Annotated in this window: 20 protein-coding genes and 1 tRNA gene; 11 read left to right on the forward strand and 10 right to left on the reverse strand. The window is 74.4% G+C overall.

What is annotated here, in order from left to right; translation table 11 throughout:
• Position 1 precedes the first annotated feature (1 nt).
• Both ACT7CP_RS00080 and ACT7CP_RS00085 read left to right on the forward strand, forming a co-directional pair.
• A complete protein-coding gene (locus ACT7CP_RS00080) occupies positions 2-160 on the forward strand; it encodes a hypothetical protein (protein ID WP_413961841.1) in 159 nt (52 codons plus the stop codon).
• Positions 157-795: an anthranilate synthase component II gene (locus ACT7CP_RS00085; RefSeq protein ID WP_445442852.1), complete on the forward strand. Its 639-nt coding sequence runs from the start codon at positions 157-159 to the stop codon at positions 793-795. The genes ACT7CP_RS00080 and ACT7CP_RS00085 overlap by 4 nt, the downstream gene beginning before the upstream one ends.
• 233 nt (positions 796-1,028) lie before the next feature.
• Here ACT7CP_RS00085 and pknB read toward each other — a convergent pair whose 3' ends face one another.
• The 7 genes from pknB to ACT7CP_RS00120 form a co-directional block, all read right to left on the reverse strand.
• Positions 1,029-2,783 (reverse strand): Stk1 family PASTA domain-containing Ser/Thr kinase, encoded by a 1,755-nt coding sequence (gene pknB / locus ACT7CP_RS00090; protein ID WP_445442853.1) that lies wholly within the window; start codon positions 2,781-2,783, stop codon positions 1,029-1,031.
• Between the two features lie 145 nt (positions 2,784-2,928).
• A complete protein-coding gene (locus ACT7CP_RS00095) occupies positions 2,929-4,851 on the reverse strand; it encodes a serine/threonine-protein kinase (protein ID WP_445442854.1) in 1,923 nt (640 codons plus the stop codon).
• Positions 4,848-6,299 carry a peptidoglycan D,D-transpeptidase FtsI family protein gene (locus ACT7CP_RS00100; RefSeq protein WP_445442855.1) on the reverse strand — a complete coding sequence of 484 codons (1,452 nt, stop codon included), beginning with the start codon at positions 6,297-6,299 and terminating at the stop codon, positions 4,848-4,850. Before ACT7CP_RS00100 ends, ACT7CP_RS00095 begins: the two co-directional genes overlap by 4 nt.
• On the reverse strand, positions 6,296-7,693 hold the full coding sequence (locus ACT7CP_RS00105; RefSeq protein WP_445442856.1) for an FtsW/RodA/SpoVE family cell cycle protein: 1,398 nt from the start codon (positions 7,691-7,693) through the stop codon (positions 6,296-6,298). The genes ACT7CP_RS00100 and ACT7CP_RS00105 overlap by 4 nt, the downstream gene beginning before the upstream one ends.
• Positions 7,686-8,948, reverse strand: a complete 1,263-nt coding sequence (locus tag ACT7CP_RS00110) for a PP2C family protein-serine/threonine phosphatase (protein ID WP_413961847.1) — start codon at positions 8,946-8,948, stop codon at positions 7,686-7,688. Before ACT7CP_RS00110 ends, ACT7CP_RS00105 begins: the two co-directional genes overlap by 8 nt.
• 4 nt (positions 8,949-8,952) lie before the next feature.
• Positions 8,953-9,534 carry an FHA domain-containing protein FhaB/FipA gene (locus tag ACT7CP_RS00115; protein ID WP_445442857.1) on the reverse strand — a complete coding sequence of 194 codons (582 nt, stop codon included), beginning with the start codon at positions 9,532-9,534 and terminating at the stop codon, positions 8,953-8,955.
• Positions 9,531-10,253, reverse strand: coding sequence for an FHA domain-containing protein (locus tag ACT7CP_RS00120; RefSeq protein WP_445442858.1), 723 nt, complete (start codon positions 10,251-10,253; stop codon positions 9,531-9,533). Before ACT7CP_RS00120 ends, ACT7CP_RS00115 begins: the two co-directional genes overlap by 4 nt.
• Positions 10,254-10,475: 222 nt before the next feature.
• Between ACT7CP_RS00120 and ACT7CP_RS00125 the strand changes: the two genes are divergently transcribed.
• Positions 10,476-10,562 (forward strand) — tRNA-Leu (locus ACT7CP_RS00125).
• A gap of 68 nt (positions 10,563-10,630) precedes the next feature.
• On the opposite strand, the gene ACT7CP_RS00130 is transcribed toward ACT7CP_RS00125, so the two are convergent.
• Entirely contained in the window at positions 10,631-11,476 is an 846-nt protein-coding gene (locus tag ACT7CP_RS00130) for an SDR family oxidoreductase (protein ID WP_445442859.1), read from the reverse strand.
• 159 nt (positions 11,477-11,635) lie between these two features.
• On the opposite strand from ACT7CP_RS00130, the gene ACT7CP_RS00135 reads away from it, so the two are divergent.
• The 5 genes from ACT7CP_RS00135 (at position 11,636) to ACT7CP_RS00155 (ending at position 17,914) form a co-directional block, all read left to right on the forward strand.
• Entirely contained in the window at positions 11,636-12,808 is a 1,173-nt protein-coding gene (locus tag ACT7CP_RS00135) for an SDR family oxidoreductase (protein WP_445442860.1), read from the forward strand.
• A gap of 2 nt (positions 12,809-12,810) precedes the next feature.
• Positions 12,811-13,569, forward strand: a complete 759-nt coding sequence (locus tag ACT7CP_RS00140) for a hemerythrin domain-containing protein (RefSeq protein WP_445442861.1) — start codon at positions 12,811-12,813, stop codon at positions 13,567-13,569.
• Between the two features lie 151 nt (positions 13,570-13,720).
• Entirely contained in the window at positions 13,721-16,000 is a 2,280-nt protein-coding gene (locus ACT7CP_RS00145; protein WP_445442862.1) for a bifunctional lysylphosphatidylglycerol flippase/synthetase MprF, read from the forward strand.
• Entirely contained in the window at positions 15,997-16,686 is a 690-nt protein-coding gene (locus ACT7CP_RS00150; protein ID WP_445442863.1) for a response regulator, read from the forward strand. The genes ACT7CP_RS00145 and ACT7CP_RS00150 overlap by 4 nt, the downstream gene beginning before the upstream one ends.
• A 7-nt stretch (positions 16,687-16,693) precedes the next feature.
• A complete protein-coding gene (locus tag ACT7CP_RS00155) occupies positions 16,694-17,914 on the forward strand; it encodes a sensor histidine kinase (RefSeq protein WP_445442864.1) in 1,221 nt (406 codons plus the stop codon).
• Between the two features lie 42 nt (positions 17,915-17,956).
• Here the strand turns inward: ACT7CP_RS00155 and ykgO are convergent, their stop codons facing one another.
• Positions 17,957-18,079, reverse strand: a complete 123-nt coding sequence (gene ykgO / locus ACT7CP_RS00160; protein ID WP_043667673.1) for a type B 50S ribosomal protein L36 — start codon at positions 18,077-18,079, stop codon at positions 17,957-17,959.
• A gap of 41 nt (positions 18,080-18,120) precedes the next feature.
• Between ykgO and ACT7CP_RS00165 the strand changes: the two genes are divergently transcribed.
• The 3 genes from ACT7CP_RS00165 (at position 18,121) to glsA (ending at position 22,323) form a co-directional block, all read left to right on the forward strand.
• Positions 18,121-19,191 (forward strand): GTP-binding protein, encoded by a 1,071-nt coding sequence (locus ACT7CP_RS00165; RefSeq protein WP_445442865.1) that lies wholly within the window; start codon positions 18,121-18,123, stop codon positions 19,189-19,191.
• A 141-nt stretch (positions 19,192-19,332) separates the two neighbouring features.
• A complete protein-coding gene (locus ACT7CP_RS00170; protein ID WP_445442866.1) occupies positions 19,333-21,090 on the forward strand; it encodes a RecQ family ATP-dependent DNA helicase in 1,758 nt (585 codons plus the stop codon).
• A gap of 261 nt (positions 21,091-21,351) precedes the next feature.
• The gene (glsA, locus tag ACT7CP_RS00175) at positions 21,352-22,323 is read left to right on the forward strand and encodes a glutaminase A (protein ID WP_445442867.1); all 972 of its coding nucleotides are present in this window, start codon (positions 21,352-21,354) and stop codon (positions 22,321-22,323) included.
• A 35-nt stretch (positions 22,324-22,358) separates the two neighbouring features.
• Here glsA and ACT7CP_RS00180 read toward each other — a convergent pair whose 3' ends face one another.
• On the reverse strand, positions 22,359-22,751 hold the full coding sequence (locus ACT7CP_RS00180; protein WP_445442868.1) for a VOC family protein: 393 nt from the start codon (positions 22,749-22,751) through the stop codon (positions 22,359-22,361).
• Between the last annotated feature and the right edge of the window lie 52 nt (positions 22,752-22,803).

The raw sequence follows: 22,803 nt of genomic DNA on the forward strand, positions 1-22,803 counted from the left end.
GGTGTACGCGGCGTTCTGGCGCATCCTCCCCGGGCCCGTGTGGGTGCGGCTGCTGATCCTCGTCGTGCTGCTCGCAGCCGTCCTCTTCTCGCTCGTCACCTGGGTCTTCCCCTGGGTCGACTCCATCGTCAACACCCAGGAAGTCACGGTGCATCAGTGACCCGCGTACTCGTCATCGACAACTACGACAGCTTCGTCTACACGCTCAACGGGTACCTGCAGCAGCTGGGCGCCGAGACGGTGGTCATGCGCAACGACGACCACGCGGCCGCGGACATGGCGGGCGTGATCTCGGAGTACGACGCCGTCCTCGTGTCGCCCGGGCCCGGCAAGCCGTCGGAGGCGGGCGTCTCCATCCCCACGGTGACGGCCGCCCTCGAGTCGGGCACTCCGCTGCTCGGCGTGTGCCTGGGGCACCAGGCGATCGCCGAGGCGTTCGGGGCCACGGTCACCAACGCCGAGGAGCTCATGCACGGCAAGACGTCCCTGGTCACGCACGATGACGGCGAGTTCTACCTCGGCGTCCCGCAGCCGTTCACGGCCACGCGGTACCACTCGCTCGCGGTCGTCGACGGCACCGTCCCGTCCGACCTGGTCGTCACGTCGCGGACCGAGGGCGGCGTGATCATGGGCCTGCGTCACGAGGCCGCGCCCATCGTCGGCGTGCAGTTCCACCCCGAGTCGGTCCTCACCGAGGGCGGCTACCGCATGCTCGGCAACTGGCTCGAGGGCGCGGGGCTCGCGGGAGCGCGGGACACCTCGTCGCGGCTGTCGCCGCTCGTCCGCATCGCCTGAGCCGCCGCCCCACGCGCTGCACGGGCCGCGTTCGTCGTCCACGATGCGCGACCTGCAGCTCGCGAGCCAGGGGCCCCGGCTCCTCACCTGCAGGCGTGAGCCGGGAGCTCGGCCGGTGACGGGATCATCTGCCGGCTGAGCACGAGCGTCACGCATCCCTGCGGGGATCCCCCGGAGGCGAGGCGAGGTGAAACGCAGGTGCGGCCTGGTGATGCCGAGGACGCCTTGCCCGCTCAGCCGCGGGCGGGAGGCGTGGTCGGAGCGCTCGGTGTGGGCGTCGGTGCCGGCGTGCTGCGGACGGCACCCGTGCAGTACGTGAGGGCGACGGTGGAGCGCTGGGCGACATCGCCCGGGGGCACCGACTGCTGGTTCACGGGCGATCCGTCGGCGCGGCCGCAGGACGGGTCACGGCGTGTGGTGACGACGAGCTCCGACTCCTCGAGGAGCCTCTGCGCATCGACCAGCGGCTGTCCCAGCACGTCCGGCATGGTGACCTTGCCGTTGGACAGGACGAGCTTGACCGCGGATCCCTGGTCGACCTGCTGGGTCGCCGCCGGCTCCGACTGCAGGACGACGCCGTCCGGCACCGAGGGCGAGGACTGGCGGGTCACCTCGCCGACCGTGAGGCCGGCCGACTGGAGGCTGGCGGTGGCCGTGCCCTCGTCCATGTTGGCGACGTTCGGGACCTGGACCTCCGGCGGACCGGAGGACACGATGACGTCGACCTCGGTCTGGGAGGCGACGTTCTCGCCGGCATCGGGATCGGTGCGGAGCACGATCCCCTCCTTGACCGTCGTGCTCGCCTCGTCACGCTCGAGCGGCACGAGGTCCGCCTCCTCGAGGGCCGCGGCGGCGCTGGAGTAGGTGGATCCCGCGACGTCGGGGACGGTGGGGCTGATGTCCGGCGGGCCGATGGAGCTGAGGTTGGTGACCCAGATGACGACGGCGATGAGGATCACGACGACCACGGTGACGCCCGCCCAGATCCACGGCACCGGCGGCCGGCTCTGCGTGCGGACGGTGCGGTCGTCGTCGACTCCGAGCTGGCGGAGCGCCTGCTGGGAGGAGGACGGGCCGGCGGACGCGCCGAAGAGCGTGGCGCCCACGTCGTTCGTCGGCGCCTCCCGCGGGGGCAGCGTGCCCTCGGCGGCGCGGTCGAGGTCGGTGCGGAAGTCGCCCGCGGTCTGGAAGCGCGCGTAGCGGTCCTTCGCCATGGCGTGCAGGACCACCTGGTCGAGCTGGGGGGAGACGCCCTCCTCGACGTTGCTGGGGGCCACCGGCGTCTCGCTGACGTGCTGGTAGGCGACGGCGACCGCGGTGTCGGCGCGGAAGGGGGCCTGGCCGGTGAGCATCTCGAAGAGGACGACGCCGGCGGAGTAGAGGTCGGTGCGCGCGTCGACCGACTCGCCCTTGGCCTGCTCGGGGGAGAAGTAGCGGGCCGTGCCGAGGATCGCGGTGGTCTGCGCGATGGTGGCGGAGGTGTCGGAGACGGCGCGCGCGATGCCGAAGTCCATGACCTTCACCTGGCCCGCGGGCGTGACCATAATGTTGCCGGGCTTGATGTCGCGGTGGACCACGCCCGCGCGGTGCGAGTACTCCAGCGCGGTGAGCACCTGGCGCATGATGCGGACGGCCTCGTCCGGATCGAGCGGGCCGTCCGTGATCACGTCCTTCAGGAGGCGGCCCTCGACCCGCTCCATGACGATGAAGGGGACCGTGTGCGATGCGCCATCCTGGTCGGTGACGACGTCCTCGCCCGCGTCGAAGACCCGCACGATGGTGGGGTGCGACATGCGCGCGGCGGCCTGGGCCTCCTGGCGGAAGCGGCTGCGGAAGGCGGGATCCTCGGCGAGGCCGCGACGCAGGACCTTGACGGCCACGCGGCGACCGAGGCGCGCGTCGACGCCCTCGAAGACGTCCGCCATGCCCCCGCGACCCAGCAGCGCCCCGACCTCGTAGCGGCCGCCCAGCACACGCGCGTCGGTCACGGACTGCCTCTCGTCGGGATCGGGATTCGGACGGGGATGAGCTTACCCGGGCTCCGCTGGGCGTCCGGGCGGCGGCCCGACGGGCGGCCCGACGGGCGGCCGGCGGCCCGTGACGCGTGGGCGTCGGCCGGCTCGACCGCGCGGGTCAGGAGTCGCGGTGCGCGCTGGAGACGAGGGAGTGCCCGTCCGCGCGGCCCGGGGCGGGGATCGGCGCCATGCCGGTCGTGCCGCCGGTCCCGCCGCCCGTGCCGCCGGTTCCCCCGCCGGTGCCGCCGCCCGTGCCGCCGGTCCCGCCGCCCGTCCCGCCGCCGGTGCCGCCGGGAGCGGCCTCCACGGTGACGGTGACGGTGCTGCTGTACGGCGACTCGTTCGTTCCGCAGATGGCGAGGTACTTGACGGTGAACGTGCCGGGGCTCGTGCCCGCCGTGATCTCGCCCGAGGTGGTCTGGGCGTTCGTCGGGTTCGTGCTGCCGCCCCAGGTGCCGGTGGCGCCGCTCGACACCGAGTCCGTCTGGACCTGGTAGCCGTTGAGGGTCTGCCCGGCCGGGCAGGAGTACGCGGGCCACGAGATGTCGACCGCCTGGCCGGCGCGCACGGAGGTGGGCTCGACCGTGGGCGTGCCGGGCGCCGCGGTGGGCAGCGTGGGCGCGCCGTACGCGGTGATCTGGATGGTGGCGCCCCTGGCGACGCTGCCGGTGGGGGTGATCGCGGTGACGCGACCCTCCTCCTCACCCGACGGCGCGGCGCTCCCGGTCACGACGGTGACCTTGAGGCCGAGGGCCGTGAGCTCGTCCGACACCGTCTTCTGGTCACGGCCGATGTAGTCGTCGCGGTTGACTTCGACGGTGCTCGCGGTCGGCGTGGGGGTGGGTGTCGGCGTGGGCGTGGGGGTGGGCGTCGGCGACGCGGACGACGCGACGGGCGTCGGCGCAGGGTCGGCGGGGTCCCGGTCGCTCGTGAGGGCGATGAGGCCGGCGACGATGGCCGCGACCACGAGGAGCGCGACGACGACGAAGATCCAGATGGCGCGCTTGCGGGCGCGGGGCTGGTCGGCCTCCTCGTCGTCCTCGTCGTCGAAGACGAGGGGGACGGGTGCTCCGGCGCGCGGGGCGGAGGACAGCACGGTGGTGGCGCCCGTGTCGACGCGACGGCCGGATGGCATGAGCTGCGTGGCCTGGGTGGCCGCGCCGGGGTCGGCGAGGGCGGCGGCGCCGGCGACGGCGGGCACGGCGATGGTGGCCGTCGCGACGTCGCCGCGGCGGAGCGCCTGCGCGGCGCGCGCGAGGGCGGCCGCGCTCTGCGGGCGGTCGGCCGGCTTCTTGGCGATGCACGACATGACGAGGTTGCGGACCGGCTCGGCGACCGTGACCGGGAGCTCCGGCGGCTGCTCGTTGATCTGCGCCATGGCGATGGCGACCTGCGACTCGCCCGTGAAGGGTCGGCGGCCGGCCAGGCACTCGTACGCGACGATGCCCATCGAGTAGACGTCGGTCGACGGCGACGCGGGGTGGCCGCTCGCCTGCTCGGGGGAGAGGTACTGGACCGTGCCCATCACCTGCCCGGTCGCGGTGAGCGGCACCTGGTCGGCGATGCGCGCGATGCCGAAGTCGGTGATCTTGACGCGGCCGTCGGGCGTGATGAGCAGGTTGCCCGGCTTGATGTCGCGGTGGACGAGCCCGGCCTGGTGCGCGGCGTGGAGCGCCAGCGCGGTCTGGGCGATGATGTCGAGCACCTTGTCGGTGGAGAGCACGCGCTCCCGCTCGAGGATGGTGGAGAGCGCCTCGCCGGGCACCAGCTCCATCACGAGGAACGCGCTGCCGTCCTCCTCGCCGTAGTCGAAGACGTTGGCGATGCCCTCGTGGTTGACGAGCGCGGCGTGCCGGGCCTCGGCGCGGAAGCGCTCGAGGAACCCGGGGTCGCCGAGGTACTCGTCCTTGAGGATCTTGATCGCGACCTTGCGCCCGATGACGAGGTCGGTGGCCTCCCACACCTCGCCCATGCCGCCGATGGCGATCCGGTCGCCCAGCTGGTAACGCCCTCCGAAGGTCAGTCCGCTCGTGGGTCTCATCTGTCCAGCACCGCCTCAATCACTTTCTTCGCCACGGGGGCGGCGAGGGTGTTCCCCGAGCCCGATCGTCCTCGTCCGCCGCCGTCCTCCACCAGGACCACGACCGCCACCTCCGGCGACTCCGCCGGCGCGAAGCCGGTGAACCAGAGGGTGTACGGGTCGTCGGCGCCGTTCTGGGCCGTGCCCGTCTTGCCCGCCACGTCGACGCCACTGATTCTCGCATTGGAGGCGACGCCGCTCTGGACGTCGTCGATCATCATCCGGGTCATGGTGGCGGCGGTCTCCTTCGAGATCGGGTCGGCGAAGCGGCTGGGGGAGAAGCCGGACAGCTCGCTGAGGTCGGGGTTGAGGACGCTGTCCACGACGCTCGGCTTCATCACGTCCCCGCCGTTGGCGATGCCGGCGGTGACCATGGCGGTCTGCAGCGGCGTGGCGCGCACGTCGAGCTGCCCGAAGGCGGACTGCGCGGTCTGCGCGTCGTCGAGGTCGGGGGAGAAGACGCTCTTCGCGCTGGCCATGGGGACGTCGATCGACTTGCCGTAGCCGAAGGCCTCCGCCATCTGGGCGATCCGCTCCGAGCCCAGCGCGATGCCGAGCTGGGCGAAGGGGATGTTGCAGCTGAGGCGCAGGGCCGTCGCGATCGTGACCTCGGGCTCGGGGCCGCAGGCGCCCTCGCCCGCGTTCGTGATGACCGTGCCGGTGCCCGGGAGCGTGAACGTCGCGGGGTTGGGGAGGAGCGAGTCGGGCGTGTACTGGCCGGACTCGAGGGCGGCGGCGACGGTGATGAGCTTGAACGTGGATCCGGGCGGGTTGAGGCTGTTGACGGCCCGGTCGATGAGCGGGTTCGCCGGGTCCGCGAGGAGCGACGTGTAGGTCTGCTTCACGGCGTCGCGGTCGTGCGACGCGAGCGCGTTGGGGTCGTAGCCGGGCTTGGAGACCATCGCGAGGACGCGGCCGGTGGACGGCTCGATCGCGACGACCGATCCCTGCAGCGAGCCCAGCGCGTCGTACGCCGCCTGCTGCACCTTCGGGTCGATCGTGAGCTCGACGGACGCGCCCTTCGGGTCCTGGCCCGTGAAGGTGCGGGTGAGGCTGTCGAAGAACTGCGTGCCGCTCGTGCCGCTCAGCACGTCGTTCATGGAGTCCTCGAGGCCCGTGGATCCCTGGCCGAGCGTGTAGTAGCCGGTGACCGCGCTGTAGAGGTCGGGCTGCGCGTACGTGCGGAGGAACTTGTAGCGGTCGTCGACAGGGACCGAGGAGGCGATCGGCGTGCCGTCGACGAGGATCGAGCCGCGCTCCGCCGAGTAGCTGGCGATGATGGTGCGGCTGTTGCGCGGATCCGCCTGCAGCGTGGGCGCCGCGATCACCTGGATGACCGAGGCCGCGACGAACAGGGCCACGAACATGGCCAGGACGAACACGGAGACGCGCTTCAGCTCGCGGTTCACGACTCGACCACCAATCGGGGCTGGTTGCGGACGGTGTCGGACAGGCGCAGCAGCAGGGCCGCGATGATCCAGTTGGCCAGCAGCGACGATCCGCCGGCCGCCATGAACGGCGTCGTGAGGCCGGTGAGCGGGATGACGCGGGTGACGCCGCCGATGACGATGAACACCTGCAGCGCGATGACGAACGACAGCCCGATGCCGAGCAGCTTGCCGAAGTCGTCCTGGCCCGCGAAGCCGATGCGGAAGCCGCGCGAGACGAGCAGGAGGTAGAGCGCGAGGATCGCGAAGACGCCCGTGAGGCCGAGCTCCTCGCCGAGGCTCGCGAGGATGAAGTCGCTGTTGGCGAGCGGCGTGAGGTTGGGCATGCCGCTGCCGAGCCCCTGCCCGAACAGGCCCCCGGAGGCCATGCCGAACAGGCCCGTCACGAGCTGGTAGCTGCCGCCGTCCGCCTCGTACACCGCGGGGTCGAACGGGCTCAGCCACGCGTCCACGCGGCCGCCGACGTAGCCGAGCGTGCTCGCGCCGTACGCGCCGCCGAGGAACAGCACGGCGCCGAGGATCACCCAGCCGATGCGTCCGGTGCTCACGTAGGTCATCACGATGAAGAGGCCGAAGTACAGCAGCGACGTGCCGAGGTCGCGCTGGAAGACGAGGACGCTCATCGACACGGCCCAGACCAGGAGGATCGGGCCGAGGTCGCGGACGCGCGGGAAGCGCATCCCGAGGACCTTGACGCCCACCATCGAGAGGCTGTCGCGCGCCGTGACGAGGTAGCCGGCGAAGAAGACCGCGAGGCAGATCTTCGCGATCTCGCCGGGCTGGAACGAGAAGCCGCCGATGTGGATCCAGACGCGGGCGCCGTTGATGTTCTGCCCGATGACCGGGAGCATCGGCAGGAGCAGCAGCACGAGGCCCGTGAACATGGCGATGTAGCGGTAGCGCTGGAGGACGCGGTGGTTCTTCAGCAGCACGATGACCGCGAGGGCGCAGACGATCGCGAGGCCCGACCACACGATCTGCCGGACGGCCACGCTCTCCCAGCCGGAGTATCCGCCCGCGAGGTCGAGGCGGTAGATGGCCGCGAGCCCCAGGCCGTTGAGGACCGTGGCGATGGGGAGGATGAACGGATCCGCGTCGGGCGCGAGCCAGCGGAGGGCCACGTGCATGCCGAGCACGAGGACCGCGAGGCCCGTCGCGGGCAGGAAGAAGCTCTGGTCGAAGGCGCCGAGCGCCCCGAGCTGCACGAGGTAGAGCGCGCCGCCGTTGATGATCGACGCGAGGACGACCAGGGCGAGCTCGAGGTTCCGGAGGCGCCGGGGCACGCGGATGCGCGGCACCCGGGGCGCGCGCTCGCGGGGCCGTGCGGGGGCGTCCGCGACGCCGGCCCTAGCCACCCGAGGCCTCCTGCAGCCGGTTCACGATCTCCTGCGCGCCCGCCAGCGAGTCGGCGTTGATGGTCTGCTCGACCTGCTGGCGGTAGAAGGGCTGGAGGTCGTCGACGCGCACCTCGGTGCGCGCGTAGACGTGGGAGAGCTCGATCGGGCCGATGGTCTGCTGCACGCCGTTGTAGACCGCGACGGTGCCGTCGGCCTCGCCCACGTAGTAGCGCGACTGGGTCCAGCGGTAGCCGAGGACGCACGCGAGCACGAGGCCCGCGAGGATCAGGGCGACGCCCACGAGCCACGTGATGCGGCGACGGAGCGCGCGGCGCCGGTCCTCCGCGATGAGGGCCTCGAGGTACTCGTCGGACTCCGGCTCGAACTGCGCGTCGCGCACGGCCGTGGTGGCGCGCAGCGGGTGCAGCAGCAGCGACGGGATCCGGACGGCGCGCCTCGAGGGCTCGTCGCCGAACGCGAGGGGCTGCGCCGCGGATCCGACGAGCACCGGCTCGGGCTCCGGGCGGGAGGCGGCGACGTCGTCGTCCTCGTCGAGCACGTCGACGACGACCACCGTGACGTTGTCGGGCGCGCCGTGGTCGAGCGACTCCTTCACGAGCGCGTCCGCGATGGACTCGGGCGTGCCCGCGGTGGCGAGGATCTCGGTGATCCGCTCCTCGGCCACATAGCTGCTGAGGCCGTCCGAGCAGAGCAGCCAGCGGTCGCCCGTGTGCGTGTCGAGCACCTGCGTGTCGACCTCGGGGGCCGCGTCGACGTCGCCGAGCACGCGCATCAGGACGGAGCGGCGGGGGTGCACGAGCGCCTCCTCCGGCGTGATGCGGCCGCTGTCGACGAGGCGCTGCACGAAGGTGTGGTCGGCGGAGACCTGGCTGAGCTCGCCGCGGCGGAACAGGTAGATGCGCGAGTCGCCGATGTGCGCGATGGCGACGTGGCGGTCGACGCGGGCGAGCGCGCTGACGGTGGTGCCCATGCCGGTGAGCTCGGAGTGCTCGAACACCGTCTCGGCGAGGAGCTGGTTGGCGGCGACGAGGCCCGCCTGGAGCGCGAACTCGGCATCGTGCGCCGAGGCGTACGGCTTGTCGGCCTCGACGATGCGCGTGAGGGCGACCGCGGAGGCGACGTCGCCGCCCGCGTGCCCGCCCATGCCGTCGGCGACGACGAAGAGGTTCCGCCCCGCGTAGCCCGAGTCCTGGTTGTTCGACCGGACCTTGCCCACGTGGGAGACGGCGGCGGCCTGCGTCACTGTCGCCACGCCGCTACCGCCTGAGCTCGAAGCTGGTCGCGCCGATGCGGATCGGCGTGTCGAGCGGCACCTGCGTCGGGACGCTCACGCGCTTGCCGTCGAGGAAGGTGCCGTTGGTCGAGTCGAGGTCCTGGATCATCCACTCGTCGTTCCAGAGGAGCAGGCGCGCGTGGTGGGTGGACGTGTAGTCGTCGCGGATCACGAGGCCCGACTCGCCGGAGCGGCCGATGGTGAGCGGCTCCGTGCCGAGCGGGATCTCGGTGCCGGACTTGGCGCCCGAGGTGATGACGAGGTGGCGGGCCGTGGCGGTCGTGGCCTTGGCGCGCGACGGGACGGCGCCGGAGTTGGCACCCGACGGCATCGTCGAGATGGGCGGCGGCTGCACGGGCTGCTGCGCGGCGCGCGGGGGAGCGGCGGCGGCGGCGTACGGCGACTGCGGGAACGGGGATCCGCCGCCGGAGCCCGTCTCCTCGCGGAGCTTCCGCACGCGCTGGCCGAAGAGGTCGGAGCGGAGCGCGTAGACGATGCCGAAGACGAACAGCCACAGCACCGCGAGGAACACGAGGCGGAGGACGAGGAGGGTCAGCTCGGTCATGAGGCCCCCCAGAAGCCGTCGTCGCGGCGCGGACGCTGGCCGTCGCGCTCCTCCGTGGCCTGCGGGACGACGCGGAAGGTGATGGTGGTGCGGCCGATGCGGATGACCGACTCCGGCGGGAGCGGGGCCTTGGTGACGGGCGCCCCGTTCAGCTCGGAGCCGTTGGTGGAGCCGAGGTCGCGGACCTGGGCGCGGGATCCGTCCCACGCGATCTCGACGTGGCGGCGCGAGGTGCCCGGGTCGTCGACCGTGATGTCGGCGTCGCTGCCCCGGCCGATGACGGTGCGGCCGACCGCGAGCGGGTGGCGGGTTCCCGCGACGTCGACGACGGGCATCCACGTGACGCTGCCCTCGGCCGTGCGGCTGTCGATCTCGAGCACGCCCTCGGGGATGGAGTCGTCCTCGCGGAAGCCGACCTGCACGGCGCCGGCGAACTGGTAGCCCTGCGAGGAGGCGTGCTTCTCGACGGACACGCGCAGCTGGTCGGTGAGCGCGGTGCCGATGCTCGCCATGCGCTCCGCGTCGGGCCGGGAGACGCGGAGGGTGAAGGAGTTCGGGACGAGGATGAGGTCGCGGTCGACGATCGCGGCGTGCGTGTCGAGCTCGCGTCGGAGCTGCGCGGCGATCTCCACGGGTTGCAGGCCGGACTTGAAGGTCTTCACGAAGGCGCCGTTGACGGCGCGCTCGAGGCCCTTCTCGAAGTTGTCCAGGATTCCCACGTGTGATCCGTCCTCGCGCGGTCCTTCCGCGGATGAATAGGGAGATCGTAGCCAACTCGCGCGACCTCGCCCTGGACACCGACCCGGTGGCGGGTGCGGCGACGGCCCGCGGCCGGCCGGGACCGGGGCCGTCACGGCGGTGCCCGCGGGCCGTCGCGCCGCGGATCCGCTGCCCGGTGCGGCACGGGATCGGCTCCCGGGCGTGATAATGTCGTCCGGTTGGCGCGAGTGGCGGAATTGGTAGACGCGCACGGTTCAGGTCCGTGTGTCCGTGAGGACGTGGGGGTTCAAGTCCCCCCTCGCGCACCAGCAGGGCAGAAGGCCCCCGGGATATCCCGGGGGCCTTCTCGCGTATCCGGCAGTAGCGGTGCGGACGGCTACAGGATCGGCTGGCCGCCCGTCACGGCCACGCGGGCACCCGAGACGTAGCTCGCCTCGTCGCTCGCGAGCATCACGAACACGGGCGCGACCTCGGCCGGCTGGCCCGGGCGGGCCAGCGGCACCTGCTGGCCGAAGGACGCGACCTCCTCCGCGGGCATGGTGGCGGGGATCAGCGGGGTCCAGATGGGGCCGGGCGCCACGCTGTTCGCGCGGATGCCCTGCTCCGCGAGCATCTGCGACAGGGAGCCGACGATGTTCGCGATGCCGGCCTTCGTGGCGCTGTAGGCGAGGAGTGACGGCGGCGGGTTGTCGGAGTTCACCGACGTGGTGCCGATGATCGAGGATCCGGGCGCCATGTGCGGCACCGCGGCCTTCGTGAGGTGGAAGAACGCGCTGAGGTTGGTGGCGATCGTGCGGTCCCACTCCTCGTCGGGGGTGTCGACGATCGAGTCGCGGGACATCTGGAACGCGGCGTTGCTGACGAGCACGTCGACGCGGCCGAACGCGTCGACCGCCTGCGCGATGACGTCGCGGCAGTGGGCGGGGTCCGCGAGGTCGCCGCGGACGACGACCGCCTTCCGGCCGGCCTCCTCGACGAGGCGGCGCGTGTCCTCGGCGTCGGCGTCCTCCTGCTCGGAGAAGTAGTGGATCAGGACGTCGGCGCCCTCGCGCGCGTAGGCGAGCGCGACGGCCTTGCCGATGCCGCTGTCGGCGCCGGTGATGACGGCGGCCTTGCCCTCCAGGCGGCCGGATCCGCGGTAGCTCTCCTCGCCGTGGTCGGCCTGGGGAGTCAGGTCGCCCTCGGTGCCGGGGACCTGCTGCTGCTGCTCGGGCTGGGACATGGCTGCTCCTCTTCTCGTAGGTGTCGTGTCCCGCCATCCCACTCCGCGGCCGTGGCGCCGCCCCGGGGGTTGACACGCTCGCGGGGCGATCCGCTGCCACAGACCGGGAGCGGGATCAACCCCCGAGGCGGATGCGCGCACCGCGCGTTGGATGGCGCCATGACCGAGAGCGACGTGACCGCATCCGCAGCCCCCTCCGCCGACGGCGACCGCGACCGCGACCGCGCGTCGTCACCGGTCGGCGCCCCGCTCGCCTCGCTGTGGCGACGGGGGAAGCGCCCCCCGCTGCTCCCGCTCGAGGACCAGGTGGTGGTGATCACGGGCGCGTCCAGCGGGATCGGGCGCGTCACGGCGCGGATGGCGGCGGCCCGCGGGGCCGCGGTCGTGCTCGCGGCGCGGAACGGCGAGGCGCTGGAGGAGGTCGTGGCGGGGATCGTCGCGGGCGGCGGCCGGGCGACCGCCGTGGTCGCCGACGTGGGCGTGGCCGCGGACGTGGAGCGCATCGCCGCCACGGCGCTCGCCGAGCACCACCGCTTCGACACGTGGATCAACGACGCCGGCGTCAGCGTCTTCGGCCTGGCCGACCGGGTCCCGCTCGAGGACATGCGCCGCATGATGGACACCGACTACTGGGGCGTCGTGCACGGCTCGCTCGCCGCGGTCGCGCACATGCGCAGCCGGAAGGGCTACGGCGGGGCGATCGTCAACGTCGGCAGCGTCTTCGGCGACCGGGCGACCCCGCTGCAGTCGACCTACTCGAGCATCAAGCACGCGGTGCACGGCTGGACCGACGCGCTCCGCATGGACATCGAGGCGCAGGGCCTGCCGATCTCCGTCACGCTCCTGCACCCGGGCCGCATCGACACGCCCTACAACGAGCACGCGCAGAGCCACGCCGAGCGCCAGCCCGCGCACCGCGGCATGATCTACCCGCCCGAGGCCGTCGCCGAGGCCGCGCTGTGGGCGGCCGAGCACCCGACGCGCGACCTCTACATCGGGGTGCAGGCGCACCTGGGCGCGGTGGCCGGCGCGGTCGCGCCGCGGCTGACGGACCTGGTGATGGAGCGGTACATGCTCTGGTCGCAGCGGTCCAGCCGGCCCTCGCGGCCCCCCGGGGACAGCGGGCTGCGCCAGCCCTCCCCGCGCCCGGCCGAGCGCGGCACCCACGAGGGCTGGGTGCGCCGCCGCTCCTACTACCTGGCGGTGCAGGAGCACCGTCGCGTGCTCGCGGGGGGTGCCGCGGTCGTCGCGGCGGTCGTCGCGGCGGCGCGCTTCCTGCCCGCGCGACCCGCGTCGGGCGGCACCGCACGCATCACGAACCGGAGGGGATGACCATGAGATCCGTCGCCGAGCAGAGCACCCGGGAGCTCGGGGGGCCGCTCAGCGTGCTCGCCCGCCAGAAGAGCGACCACGTGAAGCTGAACGCGCTCCTCGAGGAGCTGCGGGGAGCGGAGGGCGACCACGAGGCGCTCGTGCTGATGCGCATCTACCGCCTCGTGTTCCCGCACGCCTTCGCCGAGGAGTCGGTGCTCTGGCCCGTGATGCGGCGGGTGCTGGAGGACGGCCAGGAGCTGACCCTCGAGGTGGAGCGCGAGCACCAGGAGGTCAACGAGCTCGTGACCACGCTGGAGACGCTGCCGGCCGGGGATCCGGGGCGCGCGGCGCTGCTCGACCGGCTCGTCGAGGTGCTGGGCGAGGACGTGCGCGACGAGGAGGACGAGCTGTTCCCGCGCCTGCAGGAGAAGGTGCGCGTGCGCGACCTGCGGCTGCTCGGGATCGCGTGGGAGGTGGTCCGCCGGACCGCGCCGACGCGCGCGCACCCCGTGGTGTCCCGGCGCCCGCCGGGCAACGCGCTCGCGGCGATCCCGCTGTCGGTGCTCGACCGGGTGCGCGACGCCGTGGACGTCCTCACCCACCGCGGCCCGGCCTCATGGCGTCCCGCGCTCGGCACCGCCGGCGATGCGCTGCGCCGGGCCGCGCACCGCGTCGAGCACCTGCCGCTGCTCCGGCAGGGCGAGGACGCGTCGACGCGGTTCTCGGGCGCGGGCGCCGGTGCAGCCGTCGGCACGGGCGGGGCGGGCGCGACGGCCTGATCCCGCGGGTCCGGATCCGGCACCGCTCGGGCCCGCCCGAAGCACCCGCGGCGGGGCGCCAGCCGATCGGCGGAGCGGGTCAGCCGAAGGGCGGGCCCCGCGGATCCCCAGGCGGACGCGCCCGCGCACGCCCGCTCCGCACACTGGGGGCGTGCCCCACCCGACGCTCGCCCCCGCCGCCCGCCCCGCCCGTCCGTCCGCCGACCCCGCCGATATCCCGCCGTCGGGCGACGCGGACGAGACGACGGCCGAGCCCGCCGAGCCCACCGTTCCCGCCGCGCCGGCCGGAGCCCTCCGGATCCTCGGCCGCGCCGTCGCCCGCCACCCGCTCGCGGTCCTCGCGGTCCCCGCCGGCAGCGCCTGGATGGGCGCCATGGCCGCCCTCGGCGAGCTGGCGCACCCCGCCGCGACCGCCGTCGCGGTGGCCCTCGCGATCATGGTGCTGGCCTGGTCGGAGAGCCGGATCGGCGTCCTCCGCACCGCGCTCGTCGCCGCCCTCGGGTCGCTGGCGCCCGTCGCGGTCGCCTCCCTCCTCCTCGCCGCGGGCGTCGCGCTCGGCGACTGGTACTCGCAGGTCGACGCGGCCGACCGGCTGTGGGCGCCCTCGGTCGTGCTCGTCGCGGTGGCCGCCGCCGCCAGCCGCGGGCTCGCCCCCTCCCACCGCGACGGCCTCCGCGCCGCCCTGCTCGCCGCGGTCCTCGCGGGCCTCCTCGCGGCCGGCCACGGGGTCGACCTCACGCGCGGGGTCGCGCTCCTCATCGGCCTGGGGCTCGGCCGGATCCTCGTGCCGCTGTCCGCGCGCCCCGCCTGGCAGGACGCCGCCGCGTCGAGCGCCCGCATGGTCGCCGCCACCCTGCTCGGCACCGTGACCCTCAGCTGGTGGATCGCCGCCGTCTCGGGCGACGCGGTCGGCGTGCTGAGCGCCATGGCGACGCTGCTCGACCCCGGCAGCACGGTCGCGGTGCTCTGCGTCCTCATCGTCGCGGTCGCGCTGCTGCTGCGCGGCCGGCGCCTCGGGCTCGTGCTCGGGATCACGGCCCTCCTGCTCGTGACCGGGCTGCTCGCCTGGTACTACACGGTGATCCCGCTCACCGAGGACTGGTTCGCCTTCCCCATCGACTCCTGGAGCGACGTCGAGCTGCCGGTGCTGGTGCTCACGACGTGGCTCCTGCCCGCGACGGCCCTCGTCGTGCTCGTCGCCCGGCGGCGGTCCTTCGGCAAACGCGCCGCGGTCGAGGGGCGCCCGGCCGACCGCGACCGCGTGCTCGCGCAGCTGAGGTCCGCGGACGCCGGATCGCTCGGCTTCATGGGCACGTGGTCGGGCAGCAGCCACTGGTTCGCGGCCGACGACGGCGACGCGTCCGCGCGGGGCGCCGTCGCCTACCGCGCCGCGCACGGCGTGGCCCTCACCGTCTCCGACCCGATGGCCTCCGCCGCCGACGCGCCCGCGACGATCCGCGCCTTCGCCCGCCACTGCTCCGCACGCGGCCTCGTGCCGGCGTTCTACAGCATCCACTCGCGGCACCTGCCGGTGTTCGCCGAGCTCGGCTGGAGCGTCACGCCCGTGGCCGAGGAGGCGGTGATCGACCTCGCGTCCTTCTCGACCTCCGGCAAGCGGCGCCAGGACCTGCGCACCGCGACCAACCGCGCCGCGCGCGACGGCCTCGAGGCGCGCTGGGACACGTACCGCGGCCTGCCCGACGACCTCCGCCGCGCCGTCGACGCGCTGAGCGGCGACTGGGCCGACGCCAAGGCGCTCCCCGAGATGGGCTTCACCCTCGGCGGCCTGCGCGAGCTCGACGACTCGGAGGTCCGGATACTCCTCGCCGTCGACGCCGCCGGCCGCGTGCACGGCGTCACGAGCTGGCTCCCCGTCTTCCGCGACGGGCTGCTCGTCGGCCGCACCCTCGACGTGATGCGCCGCGGCGTCGAGCCGATGCCCGGCGTGATGGAGTTCCTCATCGCGACCGCCGCCCGTGCGTTCCAGGAGGAGGGGCTCGCGACGCTGAGCCTGTCGGGCACGCCGCTCGCCGGCGTCGGCACGGCCCGGCCGCGCGGGGCGGTCGACCGCGTGGTGGCGCGCCTGCTCACCGCGACCGGTCGCGTGCTCGAGCCGTCGTACGGCTTCACCTCGCTGCTGCGCTTCAAGGCCAAGTTCGATCCGCGCTACGAGACGCTCTGGCTCGCCTGCCCGACCGCGGCCGACCTCGCGCCGATCGGGCGCGCGCTCACGGCCGCCTACGTGCCGACGCTCCGGATCCGGCAGCTGGCCGGCGCGCTCGGGGCGGCGCGGGCGCACTCCCGGGAGGTCCGGCGGACGGCGCGCGCGGCGAGGCGCGCGGCCCGGGGCGCTAGCCTCGGCCAGGCGGGGGACCGCGGCGGCGCGACCGGCGCCGACGGCGGATCCGGCAGCGGGAGGCGGGACGCGTGAGCACCGGATCCGACGCGCACCCGGACCGCCCCGCCCCCGCCGAGCCCGTCGTCACCGTGGTCGTCGTCGACGACGAGTCGCTCGTGCGCTCCGGCATCGCGATGGTGCTCGGGGCGTCCCCGCGCATCGCGGTGCGTGCGGCCGTGTCGAGCGACACCGCCGTCGCGACCGTGCGGGAGCACGCGCCCGACGTCGTGCTCCTCGACATCCGCATGCCCGCGCCCGACGGCCTCACGATCCTCGCCGAGCTGATGGCCGAGCCGCGTCCGCCCGCGGTCGCCATGCTCACGACCTTCGACACGGACGACCAGGTGCTGGAGGCCCTGCACCGCGGCGCGTCCGGCTTCCTGCTCAAGGACACGGATCCGGAGCAGCTCGCGCGCCACGTGCTCACGCTCGCGTCCGGCGGCGTCGTGCTCGCGCCCGGGCTGCGGCCCGGCCGGCTCTTCCGCTCCCTCGAGGACGACGCCGAGCGGGCGCGCGTCGCCCGGCTCGGCGACCGCGAGGTCACCGTGCTGCGGGCGCTCGCGCGCGGGCTGTCGAACGCCGAGATCGGCGCGGAGTGCGGGCTCACGCTCGGCACGGTGAAGGAGACGGTCAGCTCGATCGTCCAGGCGCTCGGCGTCGGCTCGCGCGTGGAGGCGGCCGTCGTCGCCGACCGCGCCGGGCTCGTGCCCCGGCGGTGATCCCGCGATGCGGCTGAGCCGGCGCGGGGGAGCGGGCGGCGCGGCGGCTCCGGCCGGCATCGGTGCGGGTGCCGACGCCGACCCGAACGAGGACGAGCTCGAGGACCCGCGCGCCACCGCCGCCACCGCGGACCGGCAGGCCACCGCCGCCGACCGCATCCGCGCCGCCCTCGTCGACCTCCTCGTGGCGGGGGTCGCCCTGGCCGCGTCGTACACGTTCATCACCGCGTCCGAGTCGCCGTGGGACGCGGCCGCGGGCGTCGTCGCGTGCCTCGGCCTCCTGCTCCGCCGACGGTGGGCCTGGCTCAGCCTGCTCGCCGCGATGCCCGCCTTCTACGTCGGCATCGCCTACGTGCCCCTCATGGTCGCCCTCTTCGACCTCGGCCTCTCGCGCACCGAGCGCTGGCGCGTGGGGGCCGCGAGCGGCGTCGCCGTCGTCGCGTACCTGCTGCCGGTGTCCCCGCCCGACGACCTGCAGTCGGTCGTCGAGCCGCTCGTCGACGCGACCCTGTACACGGTCGGCCCGGCGCTGCTCGGCGCGTTCCTCCGCGAGCGGCGGATGGCGGCGGCCCAGCTGCGCGAGCTGCGGGAGGCGCAGAGCCTCGGCCAGCGGCAGGCGGCCGAGGTGGCGCTCTCCCGGGAGCGCGCGGTGCTCGCGCGCGAGATGCACGACGTCGTGTCGCACCAGGTGAGCCTCATCGCCGTGCAGGCCGGCGCGATGCAGGTGGGTGCGGCCGACGAGCGATCCCGGGAGGCGGCCCGCACCATCCGCGGCCTCAGCACGGTGACCCTCGAGGAGCTGCGCGGCATGGTCGAGGTGCTCCGGGCGGCGGGCGGGGAGCGGCGCGAGCTGGCGCCGCAGCCGACGCTCGGGGACGTCCCGGCGCTCGTGGCGGCCAGCGGGATCCGCGTCCAGACCGACCTCGACCTCCCCGCCGACCTGTCCGCCGCGGCCCAGCGCGCGGTCTACCGCACCGTGCAGGAGGGCCTCACGAACGCGCGGAAGCACGCGACCGGCGCGGCCGTGCGGATCACCGGCCGGCTGGAGGCGGGCCACGTGGTCGTCGAGGTCGAGGCCGGACGCGCGACGCTGCCGCTGCTCGAGCTGCCGAGCGGGCGCCACGGGCTCACCGGCCTGCGCGAGCGCGCCCAGCTGCTCGGCGGGAGCCTCGCGGCCGAGGAGCGGCCCGACGGATCCCACCTGCTGCGGCTGCGCTTCCCGCTCTGACGGGCGGTCCCGCCGGGCGATCCCGGTCGCCCGCCGTCGGGATCAGCCCTGGCGCGCCTTGTTGCGCGGGGTGAGCTTGTTGATGACGAAGACGCGGCCGCGACGGCGCACGACCTGCGCGCCGGGGAGCTTCTTCAGGGCCTTGATCGAGTTGCGCACCTTCATGGTGGTCCTTTCGTGAGAAGAGTTCTCAATAGACTACCGCCATGCCCGCCCGCGACGTCCCCCTCCCCGTCTACCCGCAGCCGCCGTCGGGCGTCGTCCTCGTGGTGGGGGAGGGATCCGGCCTCCGCTCGGTGCTGCGCGACGCGGTCGCGGACGTCGCCGCGCAGCTCCTCGTGCTGCCGCCCGAGGAGGTCGATCCGGTCGAGCCCATCGCGCGCTTCCTCGACGACCTGGCCGCGCGCGGGCCGGGCGTCGAGGCCGTGGTCGGGATCCCCGCGACCGCCGACGCGCGCGCGACCGGCATGGGGCTCGACCTGCTGCTGCGCCGCGAGCACGAGGTGCAGCGCGCGGTCGGCGGCGTGGGATCCGGCTTCGGGCTCCGCCACGTCGTCTCCGTCGTGCCCGCCGACCGGCTGCACGCCATCGCCTGCGGCCGTGTCGACGACGCGTTCGAGGAGGCCGAGACGCTCGCGGACCTCGTGGAGTACGCGACCGTCGTGGTGCTGACCGGCATGGCCCGGGTGCCGCTCGAGTCCCGCGGCACGCTGGTCGCGCTCGTGCGCCGGCTCGCCCCGCGGGCGACCGTGCTCGACGCGCGCCGCCCGCTCGCGCTCGGGCGGCTGCCGCGCTGGGGCGACGTGCCGGGCCTCGCGGCGTCCGCGGGGTGGATGCGGGAGATCGCGGCGGCGGGATCCGCGTCCCGGCCCGCCGACATCGACCGGCTGGACGGCCCCGTGGGCTCCGTCGTGGTGAACGAGCCGCGGCCGCTGCACCCCGAGCGGCTCGCGCGGGCGGTGGAGGATGAGCTGCGGCCCGATCGCGCCGGCCTGGTGCAGCGCTCGAAGGGCTTCGTGTCGCTCGCGTCGCGGCCCGGCGAGGTGGGCGGGTGGTCGAGCGTGGGGTCGATGCTGACCCTCCAGCCGACCGGGATCGACCCCTGGCGCGCGGACGCCCCGCACGGAACGGAGATCGCGTTCTTCGGCCAGGGGCTGCGGCCGGCCGTGCTGCGCCGCGCGATCGGGCGGGCCGTGCTGACGGGCGCGGAGCTCGCGGCGGGGCCGGCGGCGTGGGCGGGATACGCGGATCCGTTCCCGCGGATCGAGGCCGACTGAGCGCACGAGGAGCGCACGAGGAGCGCCCACGGGGCACGCGCGGAGCACGCGGCGCGCCCGGATGCGCGGCGAGGGTGACGGTGCGCCGAGAGCGGCGTCAAGACCCTGGGCACTGCTCGGCGCGCGGCGTTCAGTGGGGAGGTGAAGCAGAACCGCACGGCCGAGGCCGCCACCCGCACGACCGACCGCAGCGTCGAGGATCCCGCCCTCCTGCCCGAGCCGACGCCCGGCCCCGGCCCCGACGACGCCGTCCGCGTCGCGCGCGAGGCCTTCGGCTGGGACGACCTCCTCGACGGCCAGCTGCGCACCATCGGCCCGCTCGTCCGCGGCCGCGACGCGCTCGTCGTGATGCCCACGGGCTACGGCAAGTCCGCCATCTACCAGGTCGCCACCGTGCTGATGGAGGGCCTCACCGTCGTGGTCTCGCCGCTCATCGCGCTGCAGGCCGACCAGGTGCAGAACCTCGAGGACGCGCCCGCGGCGCCGCCCGCGCGCGTGATCAACAGCACGATCCGCGGGAAGGCGCTCGACGAGGCGTGGGCGACCGTCGAGGAGCCCGGCGCGCGGATCGTGTTCCTCACGCCGGAGCAGCTCGCGCGCGACGAGGTCGTCGAGCGGCTGGTGGCGCGCGGGGTCTCGCTCGTGGTGATCGACGAGGCGCACTGCGTCGCGTCGTGGGGCCACGACTTCCGGCCGGACTACCTGGGCCTCGGCGGCGTGATCGACGCCCTCGGCCACCCGCCGACCGTCGCGATGACGGCCACCGGATCCACGCCCGTCCGCGTCGAGATCGAGGAGCGCCTGGGCCTCCGCGACCCGTTCGTGCTGTCGTCCGGCTTCGACCGGCCGAACATCCGCCTCGAGGTGCGCCGGCACACGGAGGAGTCCGAGAAGCGCCGGGCGATCGTCGCCCACGTCGGGGAGCAGGCGCAGCCGGGCCTCGTCTACGTGGCCACGCGCAAGGACGCGGAGCAGTACGCGGAGGAGATCCAGGCGGCGGGCCTCCGCACCGCGGCGTACCACGCGGGCCTCCCGGCGGCCGAGCGCGATCGCGTGCAGACGGCCTTCCACGAGGACGACGTGGACGTCGTGGTCGCGACGAGCGCCTTCGGCATGGGCATCGACAAGCCGACCGTGCGGTACGTGATCCACGCTGCGCCGCCCGAGTCCGTCGACGCGTACTACCAGGAGGTCGGGCGGGCCGGTCGCGACGGGGAGCCCGCCGTCGGGATCCTGCACTACCGCCCCGAGGACCTCGGCCTCCGCCGCTTCTTCGCGGCGCGCACGCCCCGACCCGCCAGCCTCCGCGACGTGTACGCGGCGGTCGCCGTGGCCGGCGCCGACGGTCCGGTGCGGCCCGCCGCGGTCGCGGAGCGGGCCGGGATGTCCGCGCGCACCGTCGGCGGCGTGCTCCACCTGCTCGTGGACGCGGGCGTGCTCGGATCCGACCGCGACGGCGCGTACGTCACCGAGGAGCTGGACCCGCGCGAGGCCGCCGCCCGCGCGAAGGAGGTGGCCGAGGAGCGCGAGCGCATCGAGGTCTCGCGCCTGGAGATGATGCGCGGCTACGCCGAGACGATGCAGTGCCGCCGCCAGTACCTGCTCGGCTACTTCGGCGAGGACTCCCCGGTGCGCTGCACGAACTGCGACGTGTGCGACCGGCTCGACGGGGACGAGGCGCACGAGGAGGCGATGGGCACGGCCGACGCCGGGGAGACGACCGAGGACGCGCCCGACGACCGGTTCCCGGCGCAGTCGCAGGTCACCCACGCCGAGTGGGGACCGGGCACCGTGATGAGCACGGAGGAGGACCGGATCACCGTCTTCTTCGAGAAGGAGGGGTACCGCGTGCTGTCGCTGAAGCTCGTCGAGGACGGGGACCTGCTGCAGCCGGCGTGATCGGGGGCACGGATCCCCGCGACACCGTCGGCTGACCGGGTGGACTAGCCGCGGAAGGTCGATGCTGCGGATGGATCCACCGCAGGGCCTACGTTCGACCGTGCGGGACGAGCCCTTCGGGTGGGACGTCCTCGCGATGCATGGGCGTCTCGGGGAGATGCCCATCCCGCCCGGTCCTCCGTGCACGGAGGCCGGGCCTTCCCCCTCCGCATCGCGGACCCGGACGCGATCGTCCGCCGCGGGCGCTGGCAGGGTGGGACCATGCCCCCTCCCGGATCCGCCTCGCACGACGCCGCCCACGACGCCGCCCACGCGCTCGACCTCGACGCCCTGCTCGCGTCGGTCGCCGACGAGGACGGCGGGCAGGTCGACGACAGCATCCCGCAGCTCGCGGACGCGGATCCGCGGCTCGTCGGCATCGCGCTCGTCACCCCCGACGGCCGCACGCACGCGGCGGGCGACAGCGCCGAGCCCTTCTCCATCCAGTCCGCCGTCAAGCCGTTCCTCTTCGCGCTGGCGCTCGCCGACACCGACGGCGCCGCGCTCGACCGGGTGGGCATCGAGCCGACGGGCGAGGCATTCGACGCGATCAAGCTGGAGAGCGGCACCGGCCGGCCGCCGAACCCGATGGTGAACGCGGGCGCGATCCTCACGGCGAGCCTCGTGCGCGGGACCGGCCTCGAGGAGCGGAACGCGCGGATCCTCGCCGGCCTCAGCGCCTTCGCCGGTCGCGACCTCGAGGTCGACGAGGACGTGGCCGCGTCCGAGCAGCTCCACGGCGACCGCAACCACGCGCTCGCCCACCTCATGCGCTCGGAGGGCACGCTGCACGTCTCCGCCGACGACGCGGTGGCCGCCTACGCGCGGGCCTGCGCGGTGCGGGTGAGCGCGGAGATCCTGGCGGCCATGGCCGCGACGCTCGCGTGCGGTGGCCGTAACCCGCTCACGGGGTCACGCGTCATCCCGCAGGACGTGGCGCGCGACGTCGTCTCGGTCATGGCCACGTGCGGCGTCTACGACGGCTCCGGGCGGTGGATGCGGCAGGTCGGCGTGCCCGCGAAGTCGAGCGTCTCGGGCGCGATCGTCCTCTCCGCCCCGGGCCGCCTGGGCGCCGCGGTGTTCAGCCCTCCGCTCGACGACCAGGGCACGAGCGTGCGCGGCGCGGTGCTCGCGGGGGCGCTCGCGGAGGGGCTGGGGCTGCACGCGTTCGGGGCGTCGGGGGAGGGCGACTGAGCCGGCTCTGTCGCCGGCGGTCGCCGCGCGATCGCCTACGACCCCGCGTCCCCGCTCGTCACGCACAGGCAGAACGGGTGCCCCGCCGGATCCGCGTACACGTCGAAGCGGTCGGGCGCCGTCGGGTCCTCGGCCGGCTGGAGCAGGCGGCCGCCGAGGGCGAGCACGCGCTCGCGGCCCTCGTCGAGGTCGTCGACGTACAGGTCCAGGTGGATCTGCTGCTGCTGGCGCGGGCCCTCGCCCGGCCAGACCGGGGGCACGAAGTCGGGCGCGAGCTGGATCGCGAGGCGCGAGCCGTCCCCGGCGCGGATGCTGTGCCAGTCGTCGTCGGTGCCCTCCACCTCGCCCTCGAGGAGCGCGGCCCAGAAGGCGCTCTCGACGGCCAGGTCGGGGGCGTCGAGCACGGTGATGGTGCGGTGGATCCTCATGGCGGCTCCTTCGTCGCGTCGTCGAGCGGGTGCTGCCAGCCTGGCACCCCGG

This window comes from Clavibacter rahimiani (assembly GCF_052654495.1).